Origin of the sequence: Lysobacter hankyongensis (genome assembly GCF_039543145.1) — a bacterium.
Taxonomy (GTDB): Bacteria; Pseudomonadota; Gammaproteobacteria; order Xanthomonadales; family Xanthomonadaceae; genus Lysobacter_I; species Lysobacter_I hankyongensis.
This window is the reverse complement of record NZ_BAABJE010000015.1, coordinates 137,450-154,077: the sequence shown is the minus strand read 5'-3', so window position 1 is coordinate 154,077 and position 16,628 is coordinate 137,450. Positions and strand designations below refer to the sequence as shown.

Below are 16,628 nucleotides of genomic sequence, written 5' to 3'. Positions count from 1 at the left end.
AGCAAGAGGAAACCGTCATGGAAAGCTATGAAAACGACGCGTTGGACGACCTGATGTACGACAGCGCCGAGGGTCCCGCCGGCAGCGCCACCGCGTTCGACGACGAGTTCGACGCCTACGACGAGTTCGACGAAGGCGACGATGAGTTCTTCGGCACCATCGCCCGCGGCATCGGCGGTCTGCTCGGCGGCGGAGGCCGCCGGCGCGGCGGCCGTCCCGGCGGCGGCGCCCCGGGTGGCGGCGGAGGCGGCCCGCTGGGCGGCCTCGGCAACATCCTGGGCGGTCTGCTCGGCGCCGACGAGTACGATGAATTCGACGAAGGCGACGAGTTCGACGAAGGCGATGAATTCGACGAAGGCGACGAGTTCGACGAGGGCGACGAATTCGATGAAGTCGACGAGTACGAGGAATTCGACGAAGGCGACGAACTCGACGCCGCCGACGAGATGATCGCCGACGCGCTGGATTCCGGCGACACCGACGAATTCCTCAGCCGCCTGCGCAACATCGCCGGTCGCGTCGCCCGCGGCGTCGGCAGCGTGGCGCGCACGGTCGCGCCGATCGCGAGCATGATCCCGCTGCCGCAGGCGCAGCTCATCGGCCGCCTGGCCGGTGCGGCCGGCCGGCTGCTGGCCGATGGCGCCGACGAGTTCGAGGCCTACGACGAAATGATCGACAGCCTCGACGAGGACGAGATCGATGCCGCCGCACCGCTGATCGCAGGCCTCGCGCTGCGTCGCGCGCTGCCGGCGGTGGCGCGGATGGCCGCGCCGGCGCGCCGCCAGGCGGTGCGCGCGGCGGCCCAGGCGGTCCGCGGTGCGGTGCGCGCGCAGGGCCGTCCGGCCGCACGCGTGGTGCCGCGCGCGATCGCGGTGGCCCGTCGCGTCGCCCGCCAGCGTCGCGCCCCGGCGGGCCGGATCGTCCCGCAGGTGGTGCGTCGCGTGACCGCGCGCGCGGTGCGTCGTCCCGGCGCCGCACGCGCCCTCGCCCGTCCGCTGGTGCCGCGCGCGCGTCGCGTGGTGCCGCAGCGCCGCGCCGTGGCCACCGTCCGTCGCGCCGCCGCGCCGGTGCGTCGTCGGGTGGTGCCGGTGGTGCGCGCGGTGCGTCGCCGCACCGGTCCGCCGGTCATCGCCCGTCCGGTCGTCGGTGGCGCCATCGGCGGTGCCGTCGCCGGTCGCTGCAACTGCCCGCGTCACGGCCGTCGCGTCGTGAACGTGGCCGGCCCGACCACGATCCGGGTGCGTTGCCGCTGACACGATGAAGATGCGCGTCCCGGCGCAGGCCGGGACGCGGCCCGCGGTGCCATCGAGGACGAAACGGAGTCCATCCCATGCCTGCACGCAACGCCCGAGAATTCCTGCGCGTGAAGGTCCGCGGCCTGGCGGCGCGCCTGCGCCGCCTCGGCCGGATCGACAACGCTTTCGTCGGCCTGCGTCCGCAGGACATGACGCACGCGCCTTCGCGTGCGCATTTCGAAGCGGCCAACCAGCGTCTGGCCAAGGTTGAAGCGCAGATCCGCAGCCGTTTCGACGACGTGCGCGCATCGGTGGAAGACGCGCCGATCCAGCGCGTGCTGGTCGACATCGCCCTGGTCGAGCGCGAACTCGACCGCGCGCGGCGCCTGTTCGGCATGTTCTTCGAAGTGTTCGCGCAGCGCGGCACCAGTTTCGCCCCGGCGCTCGCCGCGCACGATGCGATCGCGCAGGACTGTTACCAGGCGATCCGCGGCGCCGCGCCGCGCGTGTTCCGCGGCACGCTGCTCAAGCCGGTGTGCTACATGGAACACGGCTATTCGCCGGCGACGATGCGCCGCGGCGTGTCGCTGGGCCGTCTGCTCGGCGAACCCAATCCCTTCCCGCTGATCCGCATCCCCTGGGATCGCGATCATCCCTGGCAGGCGGTGTTCCTGCACGAAGTCGCGCACAACCTGCAGGCCGACCTCGGCATCTGGCAGGAAAACCGGCAGGCGGTGGTGCGCCGGATCATCGGCCAGCTGCGGCAGCCGTTCCTGGCCAGCACCTACGGCCGCTGGCACAAGGAAATCTGGGCCGATCTCGCCGCACTGTGCCTGGGCGGCCCCGCGGCGGCATGGGGCATGGCCGAATTCCTCGCGCATCCGGCGCCGCGCACGATGACCTTCCGCCCCGGCGGCGCGCATCCGACCGCGTTCCTGCGCGTGCAGATCCTCGCCGAGATGTTGCGTCGCCAGGGCTTCGGCGACGACGCCGCGCGGCTGGAACGGATGTGGGGAACGATGTACCGGCCGGAGCGCGGACACCGCATGCCCGGCAGCCTGCTGAACAGCGCGCGCCACGTGATTCCGCACGTCGTCGACGAAACCATGTTCCAGACCCGCCGCAATCTCGCGCAGCGCGCGGTCGCCGACATCATTCCCTTCGATCGCAGTCACCAGGCCGCGATCCTGCGCGGCGCGCGATTGCTGGAACAGCGCCGCACGGACCGGATCGACATTCCGCCGCGCCATCTGCTCAGCGCCGCGAGCTACGCGCTCGCCGGCGGGCGCGTGAATCCCCGGCAGCTTGCCGACGATGTCATCGGGCGTCTGAACGAGGAGACCCGCGGCGCCCGTGCCGCATCGAGACAGGCCGCCGCACGACAGCCGGCGCGCGAAACCGTCGCCGCATCGGTCGCCGCATAGGTCGCCGCACAGATCGCATTCGAACCAGTGTCCTGCGTCAGCGTTCCGAGTCCACCAGGAGATAGCACATGTTCAACACCAAACCAGATTCGCAATACGATCCCGCCGGCGGCGACCGCACGGGTCCGCCCTCGAAGGCGAAGCTCGCGCTGGACAATCTGCTGCGGCGCGAACTGCGGGTCGGCGATCCGCACAATCCGCAGCAGGTCGCCAAGGCGCTGCTCGACCGCTATCAGTCCGAACCGCGCGCGCGCGGCATCCAGAGCGAAGCCGAAGGCATGCCGTTCCAGCGCAGCGCGCCGCGCTTCGTCGCGGCCGCCGCACCGGACACCGCGACCAGCGTGGATCTGAAGCAGGCGATGAGCGATGTCGACAAGGACCTGGAGCATCTCTCGCGCAGCAACCTGCTCAAGGACATCGACGCCGAACTGGGCGGCTGGTCCGACGGCATCCGCAGCGCCACCCAGGAAGGCGTGAACGCCGCGCGTTTCGGCCTGGACCCGCGCAACCGCGACCGCGCCATCGGCATGCGCCGCACCCTCGGCGACTATGCGCGTCTGGCGCGTCTGGTCGGTTCGCTGAATCCATCGGCCACCTACGAATTCCGCAGCCTGGCGCAGAGCATCGACGAAGTCTGCGCGGTGATCCTGGTGATGCTGGGCGAAAGCCTCGCCAACAACGGTTTCGCCGGCGGACGCTTCCTGCTGCAGGCGCCCTTCACCGAGATGCAGACGCGTCGCGATGCCTGCATCCATTCGCTGCAGAACCTGCTCGGCACGCTCTCCTACCAGAACTCGGCGAACGAATGGCCGCGCGGCATCGACGCCTACCGCCGTCTGTTCGACGCGCTGGAAGCGCAGGGCCAGGGCGATCTGCGCGCGCTGCTGACCGAACCCGAACTGATGCGCGTGCTCGACGATCTCGTGCGCCGCGCCGCGCACGGCAGCGCCGAAGGCCTGCGCGCGCTGGGCTCGACCGCGCAGATCGAACTCAATCGCGTCTATCGGCTGATCAATTTCGGCTATCGCCTGGTCGATCCGGAATCGCCGCCGCTGACCTCGTTCCTCGAATCGCTGCGGCTGTTCGCCGACGGCTTCGGCCAGGCCGGCGGTTCGCGCCTGCTGCGCGTCGCCCGCCCGCCGATCGTGTTCTACGGCCTGTACGGCATCGAAGAGGAAGCCGCGGCCGATCGCCGCATCGTCAACCTGACGGTCGCGCGCGGCCGTCTGGCCAGCCAGATCGATTGCCTGGCGCGCTGCGCCTGCGACGACATCAGCTGCCAGGTCATGCTCGACAAGATCCTCTACGACATCGACCGTTCGATCGATCTCTATGCGGTCGGCAGTACCGACCTGGGGCTGCCGGAAATCCGCGCGGCGTCCTACAGCTACCTGATCGATGCGTTCCTGTCGCTGGAGAGCAACGAAGTCGATCCGACCACCGGACATGCGCTGCCGTTCTGCCCCAACCTCCCCGCCCCGCTGGTCGCCACCCTCGGACAGATCGTCGGCGAACTGCGTCCGTTGAACGATGCCGCGCCCGACTGGGAAACCAGCCGGACCCGGTTCGAGGAACGCCGCCTCGACAACGAAGCGGTCGCCGGCAGCGCGTTCAATTTCACCGACGTGCTGCACCAGGAACTCTGCCTGCAATTGCAGTCCGAACGGCGCTGGGAAGCGCTCGCGGACCAGATGAGCGCGAACTGCATTCCGATGTCGACGCTGTTCGGCGAGGAAGGCGCGCTGGTGGTGATGCTGGAGAACGCGATGGCGCTGGTGGTCGACGGCATCGCCGCCGGCGTGGTCGACACCGATTGCGGCCTCGATGGTCCCGACATCCCGGCGCACTTCGAAACCTCGCTCGACACGATCGCGCAGGACCGCCGACGCAACGGCGGATTCTGATCCGCGCCGACACTCTGCCAGGAGAAGACCATGCGAACCTCGTTCCAGACATACCCGCAGCAGGCCGTGGCGGCGGAAGCCGAACTGCCGCAATCGCCGCCGGCGACATGCCGGCCCGCGGCCTTCGTGCGGAAAACGCCCGTCGTGAAGCGCGCCAAGCGCATCCATGCCTGCACGCCGCAGCCGACGCGGGTGCTGCCGCAGGCGCGGATCGAGCAGTTGCCGCTGCCGGTGCCGCAGCCCGCCAAGAGCGCGATCCACCGCCGCATGTACGTCGACAACGTCGCCGGTCTGCGTCAGGTGATGGCGCAGGCGGAGATTTCATCGGTGATCGGGCGGCAGTCGCCGCCCACGGATCCGGACGGCGGCACCGATCCCGTGCCCGGCACGCCCGACCTGCACCCGCTCGGCGACATCGGATTCTCGGTGTACTCGGCCATCATCATGGTCGCGAACCATCTCGCCGACACCCACGACGTCAATGCCCGCAGCTTCCTGGAAAAACTGGAGAAGATCACCCGACCGCTGATCTTCAAGGTCGACCGGCTGCTGGAGTTCCACAAGATGCCGAAGACGCGGCAGGCGTTCCAGCAGGCGGTGGATCCGAGGCCCTTCCTGACGTTGATCGCCAACGGCCACGAAGACACCGATGCGGTGTTCGACCGGATCAACGCGACCGGCGATCTGATCATCGAGGCCTTGGCCTGGGTCGGGATCGAAGCACCCGAGGGACGTGCGATCGACTGGCGCCCCACGACGACACCGCCGAGCGCACCGGGCACGCCGACGGCGCCTCCCGCGGTCGCCGTCGCGGCATTCGTCGAACAGCCCGCGGAATTTCCGGACGCAGCCGCCGCCGAACCGCCGAAAGCCCGCATCGGGACCAAACGCGCGAAGAAAATCGCCACCCCTCGCAGCAAGCGTTGATCGAGGAGAACCATCATGAGTTTCCAGACACACGAAACGATCCAGCGGCTGTGGGAAACCTTCCTGCGCGAGCAGTTGGACAAGTTGCCGCAGGGCGAACGCCAGGCCTATGAGGTCGAATTCGAACAGCGCCTCGGCGATCTGCTGCGTTCGTCGACGCCGGGCGCGCGCGGCGAACAGGGCATCCTCGACCTGGTCGGCCTGGGCACCAAGGGCCCGGTCGATTTCGCCGACATCAGCTATCCGTACATCGAGCCGGATTTCGACGACGCGGTCATTCCCAGCCAGTTGCACGCCGCCGCCGAGCTGTATTACAGCTGGCAGCACGAACGCATGAAGGTGTTCGAAGTGGTCGAAGTGCTGCAGCGGCTGTTCCGCCTGGGCAAGATGCGCGTGCAGCGCGGCCCCGGCGCGCAGGGCCTCTATCGCCTCGACAAGCTGCGTCCGCTGCGCTACACCAAGCAGGACCGCATGATCGCCTATCGCCGCGCCTTCAACTACGGCAACGCGCAGGTGCCCGCGGGCGCGGTGGTCAATCGCAACTTCCACCGCCAGCTGGTCGGCTTCATGGTCTCGATCAGCCAGTATTTCCGCGACATGCTGATCGGCGAGGTGATCCGCGGCGGACAACTGATCGACCAGCGGCCGTTCGGCAGCATCGCCACCATCCAGCGCATCGGCCTGGACATGCGCTATGCCCTCGATCGCAGCACCTACGGCAACATCTTCTCGCTGGCGATGGAAGTCGGCCACTACCTGGTGCAGGTGCTCGAGATCCTCGACACGCCGGACATCAAGAAGGCGTTCGACGCCAACACCAAGTGGGACGTGATCGAGATCGTCTCCAACCGCCACCTCGGGGGCACCGCCGAACCTTCGCAGCGCGCGAAGATGGCGGAGAGCGGTCGCCGCATCCTGAAGTTCGCGGCCGACAACGATTTCAAGACCGTGACCGACCCGATCCTGTTCCAGTCGACGATCCGTCCGCTCGGCTCGCACGCCGATTCCTGGGTCGCCGCCTATCGCATGACCCCGGAAGGCCGCGGATTCCCGGGCATCACGCCGGCCCTGCGCAGCGTGCTCGGCAGCGCGCAGACGGCGGCGTGACCGGCATCGCCCCGGTCTGGCCGGGGCGATCCATGCGGCACAGGCGTCCGGCCGTGCGCATCGCGGCCGGATGACAGGCGGTGCGGCGCGCGCGCCGCCCGCGCACACGACCCTCAGCGGACAGGCATGCGCCATGCTCGATCAGGAACTCGAAGTCAGCGTCCGCGCCAGGCGCAACGCGTACGTGGTCGACCCGCTGCTCGCGCTCAGTTCGCCGTACGGCGCGCAACTGGTCAGCCGGCTCTCCGCGCTGGCGGACCTCACGGTGACGCGGACGTTCTGGCAGGCCATCGATTCCAGCGATTACTACCGCCGGGATCCGCTCGGCTTCTGGCCGAACGCCCTGCGCGAACGCCTGCCCGCCTCCACCGCCGACGATTTCAACCAGGCGATCACGCTCTGGGAAGAGGAACGGCAGCGCACCGACCTGTCGCACTGCCGGCTGCACTGGGTGATCGACAACGTCAGCGAATCGTCGTTTCCCGACGGCAGCCGCGCGGATCTGCTGGAACGCTACGAAAGCCTGCACCAGGCGCTGACCTCGCGTTCCGATCCCACCGACGACGCCACCGAAAGCGCCGCGTACTACGGCACGATCGACAGCCTCGCGCTGGCCGCGGCGCTCGGCAACGCCTGCGTGCTGACGCTGGCGCCGGATCTGCCGCAGGCCTGCCTGCCGCTGGTCTGCGAACACGTCGGCCTCAGCCTGGAGCGGGCGCCGGAGGGCGAGGCGGAGCTGGTCGCGCTGGAACAGCGGCGGCTGCGCGAACTGATCGTCGCCGCCGGCTGCAGTTCGCTGCTGTGGGGCGGCCTGCGCATCGCGGTGGTGCATCCGCTGCTCTACGGCGATCTGCTGCTGCGTGGGGATGCCGACACGCTCGACTCAGGCGACCGCCTCGCGCTCGAACATCGTTTCGATTACGTCGAACCGCCGCCCGCAGCGCTGGCCATCGGCGATCCGTGGCGCGCGGCGCGGCATTTCTGGCACGTCCTCTGAAGGTCGCATCCGCACGCGCATCCGAGGCCCGCTCATCCATCACCGCTCCAGTCATCAGGAACCGATCATGCACGCCGTCGCTCCGACTTCGCCCCGCCCGCAGACCGTGGCCGGGCGCCGCATCCCCGATCGCAGGACCGCGCCGCGCATCAACGGCGACGAACTGGTCGTGGTCAGCGTGAGCGGCCAGATCGCGCACCCGATCGCGCGCGCCAATCCCTATCGCATCGGTTACGACGGCGTGCCGCGGGTGCTGCCGGGCACCGGCGGCATCGTGCTCAACCATCGCATCGGCGATGCCTGCATCGGCCTGGCCGGCGACCACATCGAGCCGGGCGTCGCCCTGCACAACAACGGCCGCGAAGTGGTGGGTCCGCGCGACGGCCCCAACAACGCGCTGATGACCTACGCCTGCGTCGGCAACGTCGCGGAAGTGCTGAGCGGACGCATGCTCGGCCGTCGCGGGGTGGTCACCGGCAAGCACGGCGGCATCAACCACGTGCTGGTGGATTTCCCGACCGAGGTGCTGGCCCGGCTGGCCATCGGTGATCGCATCCAGATCCGCAGCCACGGGCTGGGCCTGCGTTTTCCCGATGCGCCCGAACTCGAACTGATGAACTGTTCGCCGCGATTGCTGCGCGCCTGGGGGCTGCACGTGCGCGACGGCGCGCTGCATGTGCCGGTCACCCACTTCATCCCCGCGGTGCTGATGGGCTCCGGCCTGGGCAAGAACACCGCCTGGCGCGGCGATTACGACATCCAGATGTCCGATCGCGACCTGCGCGCGCGGCATCGCCTCGGCAGCCTGCGTTTCGGCGACCTGGTCGCGATCGTGAACGCCGATACCCGGCGCGGGCCCTCCGTGCGCCAGGGACGCGTCACCATCGGCATCATCGTGCACGGCGACAGCACGGTCAGCGGCCACGGCCCCGGGGTCACACCGCTCATCACCGGTCCGGCCGCGCAATTGCGGCCTTACCGCGAACCCGGGGCAAACCTCGCCGCAGTCCTCGGCATCCGCACCCCCGTGCCGCCCCGGCAGCGCCCCACCCTGCCCGAGCGCGACCCGCGCCGCGCCTGCGTCGCCCGCGAACTGCCGCCGCGGCTGTCGTTCGCCACCACCTCCCACGCCGCGGAATGAATCGATTTCTCATCCGCATTCTGGAAGCCTCATCGAACGACGATGTCGACAGCGGACTTGTCGACGAACGGTGGACGCCCGCGCTCGCGGAATGCGTTCTCGACTTCGCTGTACCAAATAAAATCGAAGATCGCTTCGCAGGCGATGCACAGGGGATTCATCCAGCGAGCGCACCGGAACGCGGCCGGCCGGGCCGGCCGCGTTCTCCGGATCGGGGATCGCGCGGACGCCCGTTCCGCAACGATCCGTCCCGTTGTCGCCATACGGCAGCATTTGTCATGGACCCAGGACGATGAACATTCGGAAGGAGTCCACCGCGTCGCAGGGAGCGCAGGCCGCGGCGCCGGCGGCAGCCGTGCTCGCGGAATTCAGTCTCGACAATACGCCGTGCATGGTGGTGGTGGAGGACGGCCCGCTCGATCCGGCGTCCGACGACCGCAACGACGCCAGCGGACGACGCCTGGGCAGCCTCGATCTGGGCGGACGCCGCTACGCCGTGTTCGCACGCCCGGTGCCCGCGGCGCCCAGCGGCGGCCCGGACACCGATCCGCTGGCCGCACTGACCGCACGCGAACTGCAGATCGTCCGCCTGGTCTGCCTGGGCTGCGTCAACAAGCAGATCGCCGACCGGCTGCGGATCAGCGAGTACACGGTCAAGACCTATCTCAAGCAGATCTTCTGCAAGCTCAACGTCCACAGCCGGTCGGCGATGGTGTTCCGCTGCGCCTCGTGGGCCACCGTCGACATCCTGCAGCGCGAACACCACGACTGAAGCCGCAGCGCCGCGCTCAGTGCGTCGGCGCTCCGGCGTGGGTCGGGCGCGGGATCGCACGGTGGATCGACACGTGTTCCCAGACCGCGACCAGCGCCAGCACCGCCAGCACGGCGGTCGCCAGCGCGAGCGCGCCGAACAGATGCATCGTCGCCGGCACCACCAGCGCCGACAGCAGCGCCAGACCCGCCATGTGCGACAGCGGCGGCAGCCTGCGGTCGTTGGTCACCCACTTGAACAGCGCATTGCCCAGCAGGTACAGCGCGGGGCCGCCGATGATCGCGGCGATGGCCGGGCCGTCTGCATGCCCGGGGTGCGCCAGCACCATCTCGTCGCCGACCGCGGAGACGATGATGCCGGCGACGATCGGCAGATGCAGGTAGGTGTAGGCGATCCGCGCGATCCGCCCGGGATCGTTGGAATGGGCGATGCGATGATGCGCACGCTTGGCGCCGCTGTCGAAATACACCCACCACATCGCGATCGAACCCAGCACCGCGACCACGAATGCGGCGACGACGTCCGGCCGCCACACCAACTCGGCGAACGTGGCGCCGGTGACCAGCAGGGATTCGCCGAGCCCGATGATCACGAACAGACCGCAGCGCTCGGCCATGTGATTGCCGTCCACGTCCCAGTCGGCGGTGCTGGAACGGCCGAGCCCGGGCACCCGGAACAGCAGGATCGGGGCGACGAATTCCAGCGCCAGCGCGACCGACCACCATGCGAAGCGGGCCGCGCCTTCGGCCTGGGCGCCGGTCAGCCAGAACACCGCCGAAACCAGCATCCAGGCCAGAATGCGCTGGAAATTGCGGCGCATCGCCAACGACGCACCGCGCACGCACCACAGCATGAACAGCGTGCGCCCGACCTGCATCGCGACATACGCGATCGCGAACGCCGACCCGCGATCCTCGAACGCGCGCGGCAGCGATGCCGACATCACCAGCCCCGCCAGCATCAGCGCGAACAGGCAGGCCTGCACCGGGACGCGCTCGGGATCGAGCCAGTTGGTCACCCACGAGGTGTAGATCCAGACCCACCAGACCGCAGCCAGCAACAGCGCCGTCTGCAGGGCGCCGAATGGCGTCGGATGCGCCAGCAGGACGTGCGACAACTGGGTGATCGCGAAGACGAAGACCAGATCGAAGAACAGCTCGACGAACCCGACCCGGCTGCTGTCCTCGCGATCGCGAGCGCGCAGCAGACTGCCGACACTCATGCGTTCGGCGCCGGGCGCGAGAACCACCAGGCCGCGAAGGCCGGAACCCCGAACAGCAGCGCCTGGATCGGCAGCTCTTCCACCAGCGAATACCCGTGCGAGAGACCCAGACTGAAGTTCCAGCCGATGACGGTCAGCCAGGCCACCACGAAGATCAGTGCGGCGAGCCGCCGCCGCTCGGGGCCGGCCAGACGCAGGAACACGGCAACCAGGGCCAGGCCGATGACGAGCAGAACGAGTGTACGCATGATCCACCTGCCGGGTTGAGATGCGGGATGCCGCCGGTCCTGAGCGAACGCCGACCGGACAGCCGCTTCGCAAGTATCCGCGATCCGGCACGGATCGCAATGCGATTCCGGGTCTTCAGGGCCCCTGTCGCCGCAGCTTCAACAGCGCGATCCAGTGCTTGCGGCTCAGGCTGCAGTCGTCCTCCCGGTTCATGCCGCACGCGCCGCGCTCGGGCCCGACCGCCGGCGGGGAAAAGACGCCGCGCGCATTCAGACTGAGCTTGCGCATCGTAACCGCCTGCAGCACGTTGCCGCCGATCACGTACAGCTTGCTGTCGCCATCGAGATTCACGCCGACGACGACATCGCAATGCGTGGCCAAGTCGCGTTCGCCGCGCTCGAACATCGCGATGAGATCGCGATGATCTTCGACCCCGCCCTGTCTCGAATAGCAGAGGAGATCGCCGAGTTCCGGCTTTTCGGCGGAGGGCGCCACCAGACGATAGGGCGCGGATGTCCCCGAAGCCAGGTAAGCGGCCCGCAGATAACCCATGTGATCGCGCGAGAACGCGAAGTCGTTCAACCCTGACGCCCGCATGACGTGGGAAATGAAGGCGGCCGACCAGGGATTCTCGACGATGAAGGTCCTGCAGAACGCCGCGGCGGACCAGGTCGTCGCCTCGGTCTTGCACTCCGTGGCGCCATGGATCCTGCTGGCGATCATCTGATCGAGCGCGGGCGTCGAACGCCAGTAGCTCGCCACGCGCTTCCACGGTTCCGTCCGATCGAGCAGACGGTCGCGCCCGCCTTCGGCTTCCATCGGATTCCAGCCGTCGCGCCAGCCGGCGCGGCCGTCGAGCCCGATGAACGGCGCATGCCAGTCCGCGTGTTCCCGGCAGGCGGTCTTCGCGATCTGGATGCCGATCGGATGACGCTGCGCATCCGCATCGGTGAACTCGCACGGCAGCGCCCTCGCTTCGACCATGGCGCTTGCCATCAGCAGAACCGCGACCGGACCCGACAGGGAAAAAACGTTTCTGCGCACCATCTCGCACCCCCTTTGTGTCTGGTCGATTCTGAGCGATGCGCGCGGCTGCGTCAGTCCGTATCCGGCATCATGCGAATGTCACTGCGAGCCCGCGCAGAACGCCGCATAGTCGATGTAACCCGGAAACGCGCGGCCCGGCGCGCAGACCGCGCAATCGGGGTCGGCGGCGAGGCGCGTTTCGCGGAAGCGCATGGACAGCGCATCGAACTGCAGCAGGCGTCCGGACAGCGGCACGCCGATGCCGAGGATCAGCTTGATCGCTTCGGTCGCCTGGATCAGGCCGATCACGCCCGGCAGCACGCCGAGCACGCCGGCCTCAGCGCAGTTCGGCGCGTTCTCCGGCGACGGCGGCTCCGGAAACAGGCAGCGATAACACGGCGATGCGCCGCGATGCCGGCCGGCATCGAACACGCTGGCCTGGCCTTCGAACCGGTGCACGGCGCCGTAGACCAGCGGCGTGCCGAGTTTCACGCAGGCGTCGTTGAGCAGATAGCGCGCCGGAAAATTGTCGGCGCCGTCGACGACGACATCGACGCCGTCGAGCAGGCGTTCGACGTTCGCGCTGCCGACGCGTTCGCGGACGGCCTCGATCCGGGTGCGCGGATTGAGCGCGGTCAGCGTCGCGGCCGCGGACTCGACCTTCGGCAGGCCGATGGCCGCATCGGTGTGCAGGATCTGGCGCTGCAGATTGCTGCGATCGACGACATCGTCGTCGGCGATGCGCAGGGTGCCGACACCCGCGGCGGCGAGATAGTAGGCGGCCGGCGAACCGAGCCCGCCCGCGCCGACCAGCAGCACCCGCGCGGCTTCGAGCCGGCGCTGGCCGTCGAGGCCCACCTGTGGCAGGCGCAGATGCCGCGAATAGCGTTCGGCAAAGTCGCCATCGATGTCGCCGTCGGGCATCGCCACCGGCAGACCCTCCGCGATCCAGCGTGCGGTACCGCCGGCCACCGACATCACGTTCGCGAACCCCTGCGCGGCCAAGGCCTCTGCGGTGCGCAGCGAGCGCAGGCCGCTCTGGCAGATCAGCAGCAGTTCGACATCGGCATCGGGCAGATGCGCGGCGGCGTTGCCGATCAGCTCGCCCATCGCGATGCCGCGCGCGCCTTCGGCCATGCCCAGCGCACGCTCGTGCGCCTCACGCACATCGATCAGCACCGCGCCGTCGCGCTGGCGATCCAGGGCCTCGGCGGGCGTAGGTTCGGAAATGCGCATCAGCCGATCATCTCCTTCCGGATCATGGCCGCTTCAATACGCCAGCACATCGACCACGCCTCCCGCTTCCAGCGTGCGCTCGCCTTCGCCCAGCACGATCAGCGCATCCGAATCCGCAGCGGCGCGCATGCGGTGCGAGCCATCGGCGGGATTGGGTTCGACCCACAACTGGCCGTCCTCGTCGCAGGACAGCAGGCCACGCAGGAATTCGAGGCGTTCGTGGGTCTTGCGCCAGCCCGTGCGCAGGCGCGCGCGCAGGCGCGGACGCGGCTCGGCGCGCCCCTGCAGGCCATCCAGCAGCGCGCGCCCCAGGGTCAGATAGGTCGCCAGCACCGACACCGGATTGCCCGGCAGGCACAGGAACAGCGCCTCGCCGAGACCGCCGGCGCCGCCCTCCAGCGCCGAATGCGATTCGGCGAGCAGCAGCGGCATGCCCGGCTTCATCCGCACCTTCCAGAAATGCACCCGGCCCTCGGCCTGCAGCAGCGCCGGCAGATGATCCTTCTCGCCCGCGGACACGCCGCCGCAAGTGAGCACGACATCGAAGGCGTGGCCGGCATGCCGCAGCGCCGAAGCCACTGCTTCGGGTTCGTCCGGCAGTCGCGGCCAGGCCACCGGCTCCAGCCCGTCGGCGCGCAGCAGGCCCATCAACAGTTCGCGATTGCTGTCGTACAGCTCGCCCGGCCGCAGCGGCAGGCCGGGTTCGACCAGTTCGTCGCCGGTGGTGAACACCGCGACCGTCGGCCGGCGCACCACCTCGATGCGATCCATGCCCTGCCCCGCGGCCAGCGCGATCCGCGATGGCGTCAGCCGCTGGCCGGCCGTGAGCAGCGCATCGCCGACGCGCACGTCCTCGCCGGCGCGACGCACGTGCTGGCCGGGTTTCGGCGCCGACAGGATGCGCACGCGATCGCCATCGAGCGACGTGTTCTCCTTCATGACCACCGTGTCCGCGCCCGCAGGCAGCGGCGCACCGGTGGTGATCCGCGCGCACTCGCCGGGGCCGATGCGCAGATCGAGCGCGGTGCCGGCGAACTGCTCGCCGACCAGTCGCAGCGTGGTTTCGCCGGCGGGGTCGAGACCGGGGGGCTGGAGATCAGCGTGGCGGAGCGCGAAACCGTCCATCGCCGAATTGTCGAAACCGGGCTGGTCGATCTCGGCATCAAGCGCCTGCGCCAGCACGCGACCATGCGCCTTCGCCAGCGCGACGCGCTCCGCGGGCAGCCGACGGCCGGCGGCGACGCGCGCGACGATGGTCTGGGCCTCGTCGAAACCGATGCGGGTGGGGAAATTCATGTCGATGACGACTCCGGAACGACGAGACCCGCGGCGCGCAGATCGTCGGGCGTGTTGAGATTACCGAAGCGCACGCCGGCGAACAGCACCGCCGGCAGATCGAGCCGTTGCCGCAGCCGGTGCACCGCGGATTCGCCTGCGGCGATGGCCGCTGCGCAGGCGATCCGCAGCGCGTCGCGGCGCCACAGTGCGACCAACGGCTGCGGGCCATCGGCATCGACCGCGTATGCGCCGTCGCCGCCGCGCTGCGAGACGAGCGTGCGCAACAGGCAGTCGTTCGCGCCGACCAGATCCACCGGCAGCGTGAACAGCCATGGCGTCGCGCAGGCGTCGGCGAGCGCGTCGAGTGCGCCGATGGGCCCGAGATCGGGGGTGCGATCAGGGACGACGCGGAATCCGTGTACGGCATGGCGGTCGGGGTCGCGATTCGCGGACACCAGCAGCGGTCCATGTTCGTCGACGAAGCGTTTCGACCAGCGCACCACCTGCGGCACGCCCTCGCGTTCGAGCCAGGCCTTGTCGACGCCGCCCAGACGAGTACCTCGACCGCCTGCGAGCAGGCCCAGGGTGATGTCGGCGGCGGGGATGGACGTCTTCACGATGCGAGGCGCGTCGGGCATCCGGATCCGCGAACGTCTGCGATCATTCGCGACCGGAAGGCGGGGATTGTCCCGCCCTACTTGTTCCGTTTGGCGTGGCGGATCATGCGCTGGCGCTTCTTGATCTGCCCTTCGGTGAGGACGTTCTTCTTGTCCTTGTACGGGTTCTCGCCTTCCTTGAACACGAAGCGCACCGGCGTGCCGATCAGCTTGAAGCGCTTGCGGAAGAAGTTCTCGAGATAGCGCCGATAGCTTTCCGGCAACGTGCGCAGGCGCGACCCGTGGACCACGAAGGTCGGCGGATTCTCGCCGCCCGGATGCGCGAAGCGCAGCTTCGAGACATGGCCGCGGATCGACGGCGGCGGATTGGTTTCGTAGGCGATTTCCATCGCCTGCGTCACCTCGGACGTGCTGAAGGTGTAGGTCGCCGAGCGATGCGCGCGATGGATCGCGGCGAACAGCTCGCGCAGGCCGGAGCCGTGCTTGGCGCTGATGTGCACCGCCTCGGCCCAGTTCACGAACGAGAGCTTGCGCGACAGCAGGCCGTCGGTCTGCTCGCGCTGGTACTGCGACAGCCCGTCCCACTTGTTGACCGCGACGACCAGCGCGCGGCCGGCGTCGAGCACCGCGCCGAGCACGCTGGCGTCCTGATCAGTCACGCCTTCGCTGGCGTCGAGTATGATCACCGCGACCTGGCACTGCTCGATCGCCTGCAGGGTCTTCACGATCGAGAATTTCTCGACCGCTTCCTCGACCTTGGACTTGCGGCGGATGCCGGCGGTGTCGATGAGGCGATATTTGCGGCCGTCGCGTTCGAGATCGACGGCGATGGAATCGCGGGTGGTGCCCGGCACTTCCGAAGCGATCATCCGCTCCTCGCCGAGCATGCGGTTCACCAGCGTGGACTTGCCGACGTTCGGGCGGCCGACGAAGGCGATGCGCACGCGCTCCGGATCGTTGTCGAGGACTTCGCCCTCGCCTTCGGCCGGCAGCCGCGACAGCGTGTCTTCGAGCAGCCGGTCCAGGCCCTGGCGATGCGCCGAGGAAATGCCGATGACGTCGGCGATGCCGTACCGCGCGAACTCGGCGATGGCGGCGCGGCTGTCGATGCCGTCGGTCTTGTTCACCACCAGCACGGTCGGCCGGTCGGCCTTGCGCAGCCAGCGCAGGATCTCGTCGTCCAGCGACGACGGGCCTTCGCGGCCATCGACGATGAACAGCACGAGGTCGGCTTCTTCGGCCGCGGCGCGCGACTGGCGCGCGGTCGCGCCGGCCAAGCCCTCCTCTTCGCCGGCGATGCCGCCGGTATCGATGATCACGAACGGCCGCGCCTCGTCGAGACGGCAGATGCCGTAGTTGCGGTCGCGGGTGACGCCCGGCTCGTCGTGGACGAGCGCGTCGCGGGTGCGGGTCAGCGCGTTGAACAGCGTCGATTTGCCGACATTGGGACGGCCGACGAGGGCGACGACGGGAAGCATGGGATGAGTTCGTTTTGGGAGTCGGAACGGGGAAGC

The 16,628-nt window shown here is 69.0% G+C and carries 15 protein-coding genes; 8 read left to right on the top strand and 7 right to left on the bottom strand.

The window, feature by feature from the left end; translation table 11 throughout:
• Nucleotides 1-17 precede the first annotated feature (17 nt).
• The 8 genes from ABD974_RS14915 (at nt 18) to ABD974_RS14880 (ending at nt 9,507) form a co-directional block, all read left to right on the top strand.
• A complete protein-coding gene (locus ABD974_RS14915; protein WP_345304125.1) occupies nt 18-1,253 on the top strand; it encodes a hypothetical protein in 1,236 nt (411 codons plus the stop codon).
• Nucleotides 1,254-1,330: 77 nt separating this feature from the next.
• Nucleotides 1,331-2,659, top strand: a complete 1,329-nt coding sequence (locus tag ABD974_RS14910) for a hypothetical protein (RefSeq protein WP_345304124.1) — start codon at nt 1,331-1,333, stop codon at nt 2,657-2,659.
• 68 nt (nt 2,660-2,727) lie between these two features.
• On the top strand, nt 2,728-4,563 hold the full coding sequence (locus ABD974_RS14905; RefSeq protein WP_345304123.1) for a hypothetical protein: 1,836 nt from the start codon (nt 2,728-2,730) through the stop codon (nt 4,561-4,563).
• Nucleotides 4,564-4,593: 30 nt separating this feature from the next.
• Nucleotides 4,594-5,490, top strand: a complete 897-nt coding sequence (locus ABD974_RS14900; protein WP_345304122.1) for a hypothetical protein — start codon at nt 4,594-4,596, stop codon at nt 5,488-5,490.
• Nucleotides 5,491-5,505: 15 nt separating this feature from the next.
• Nucleotides 5,506-6,597 (top strand): hypothetical protein, encoded by a 1,092-nt coding sequence (locus tag ABD974_RS14895; protein WP_345304121.1) that lies wholly within the window; start codon nt 5,506-5,508, stop codon nt 6,595-6,597.
• A gap of 133 nt (nt 6,598-6,730) precedes the next feature.
• Complete coding sequence (locus tag ABD974_RS14890; protein ID WP_345304120.1) at nt 6,731-7,594, top strand: hypothetical protein; 864 nt, start codon at nt 6,731-6,733, stop codon at nt 7,592-7,594.
• 67 nt (nt 7,595-7,661) lie between these two features.
• Nucleotides 7,662-8,735 (top strand): DUF4438 domain-containing protein, encoded by a 1,074-nt coding sequence (locus ABD974_RS14885; protein ID WP_345304119.1) that lies wholly within the window; start codon nt 7,662-7,664, stop codon nt 8,733-8,735.
• Between the two features lie 292 nt (nt 8,736-9,027).
• A complete protein-coding gene (locus ABD974_RS14880; RefSeq protein ID WP_345304118.1) occupies nt 9,028-9,507 on the top strand; it encodes a response regulator transcription factor in 480 nt (159 codons plus the stop codon).
• A gap of 16 nt (nt 9,508-9,523) precedes the next feature.
• On the opposite strand, the gene ABD974_RS14875 is transcribed toward ABD974_RS14880, so the two are convergent.
• The 7 genes from ABD974_RS14875 to der form a co-directional block, all read right to left on the bottom strand.
• Nucleotides 9,524-10,729 (bottom strand): low temperature requirement protein A, encoded by a 1,206-nt coding sequence (locus ABD974_RS14875; protein WP_345304117.1) that lies wholly within the window; start codon nt 10,727-10,729, stop codon nt 9,524-9,526.
• A complete protein-coding gene (locus tag ABD974_RS14870; protein WP_345304116.1) occupies nt 10,726-10,977 on the bottom strand; it encodes a hypothetical protein in 252 nt (83 codons plus the stop codon). Before ABD974_RS14870 ends, ABD974_RS14875 begins: the two co-directional genes overlap by 4 nt.
• Before the next feature lie 115 nt (nt 10,978-11,092).
• Nucleotides 11,093-11,953: a DUF2272 domain-containing protein gene (locus tag ABD974_RS14865; protein ID WP_345304115.1), complete on the bottom strand. Its 861-nt coding sequence runs from the start codon at nt 11,951-11,953 to the stop codon at nt 11,093-11,095.
• A gap of 129 nt (nt 11,954-12,082) precedes the next feature.
• Complete coding sequence (gene moeB, locus ABD974_RS14860; RefSeq protein ID WP_345304114.1) at nt 12,083-13,219, bottom strand: molybdopterin-synthase adenylyltransferase MoeB; 1,137 nt, start codon at nt 13,217-13,219, stop codon at nt 12,083-12,085.
• A gap of 33 nt (nt 13,220-13,252) precedes the next feature.
• Nucleotides 13,253-14,515 (bottom strand): molybdopterin molybdotransferase MoeA, encoded by a 1,263-nt coding sequence (locus tag ABD974_RS14855; protein ID WP_345304113.1) that lies wholly within the window; start codon nt 14,513-14,515, stop codon nt 13,253-13,255.
• Nucleotides 14,512-15,114, bottom strand: coding sequence for a molybdenum cofactor guanylyltransferase (mobA, locus tag ABD974_RS14850; RefSeq protein ID WP_345304112.1), 603 nt, complete (start codon nt 15,112-15,114; stop codon nt 14,512-14,514). Before mobA ends, ABD974_RS14855 begins: the two co-directional genes overlap by 4 nt.
• A 77-nt stretch (nt 15,115-15,191) precedes the next feature.
• Entirely contained in the window at nt 15,192-16,592 is a 1,401-nt protein-coding gene (der, locus tag ABD974_RS14845) for a ribosome biogenesis GTPase Der (protein ID WP_345304111.1), read from the bottom strand.
• Between the last annotated feature and the right edge of the window lie 36 nt (nt 16,593-16,628).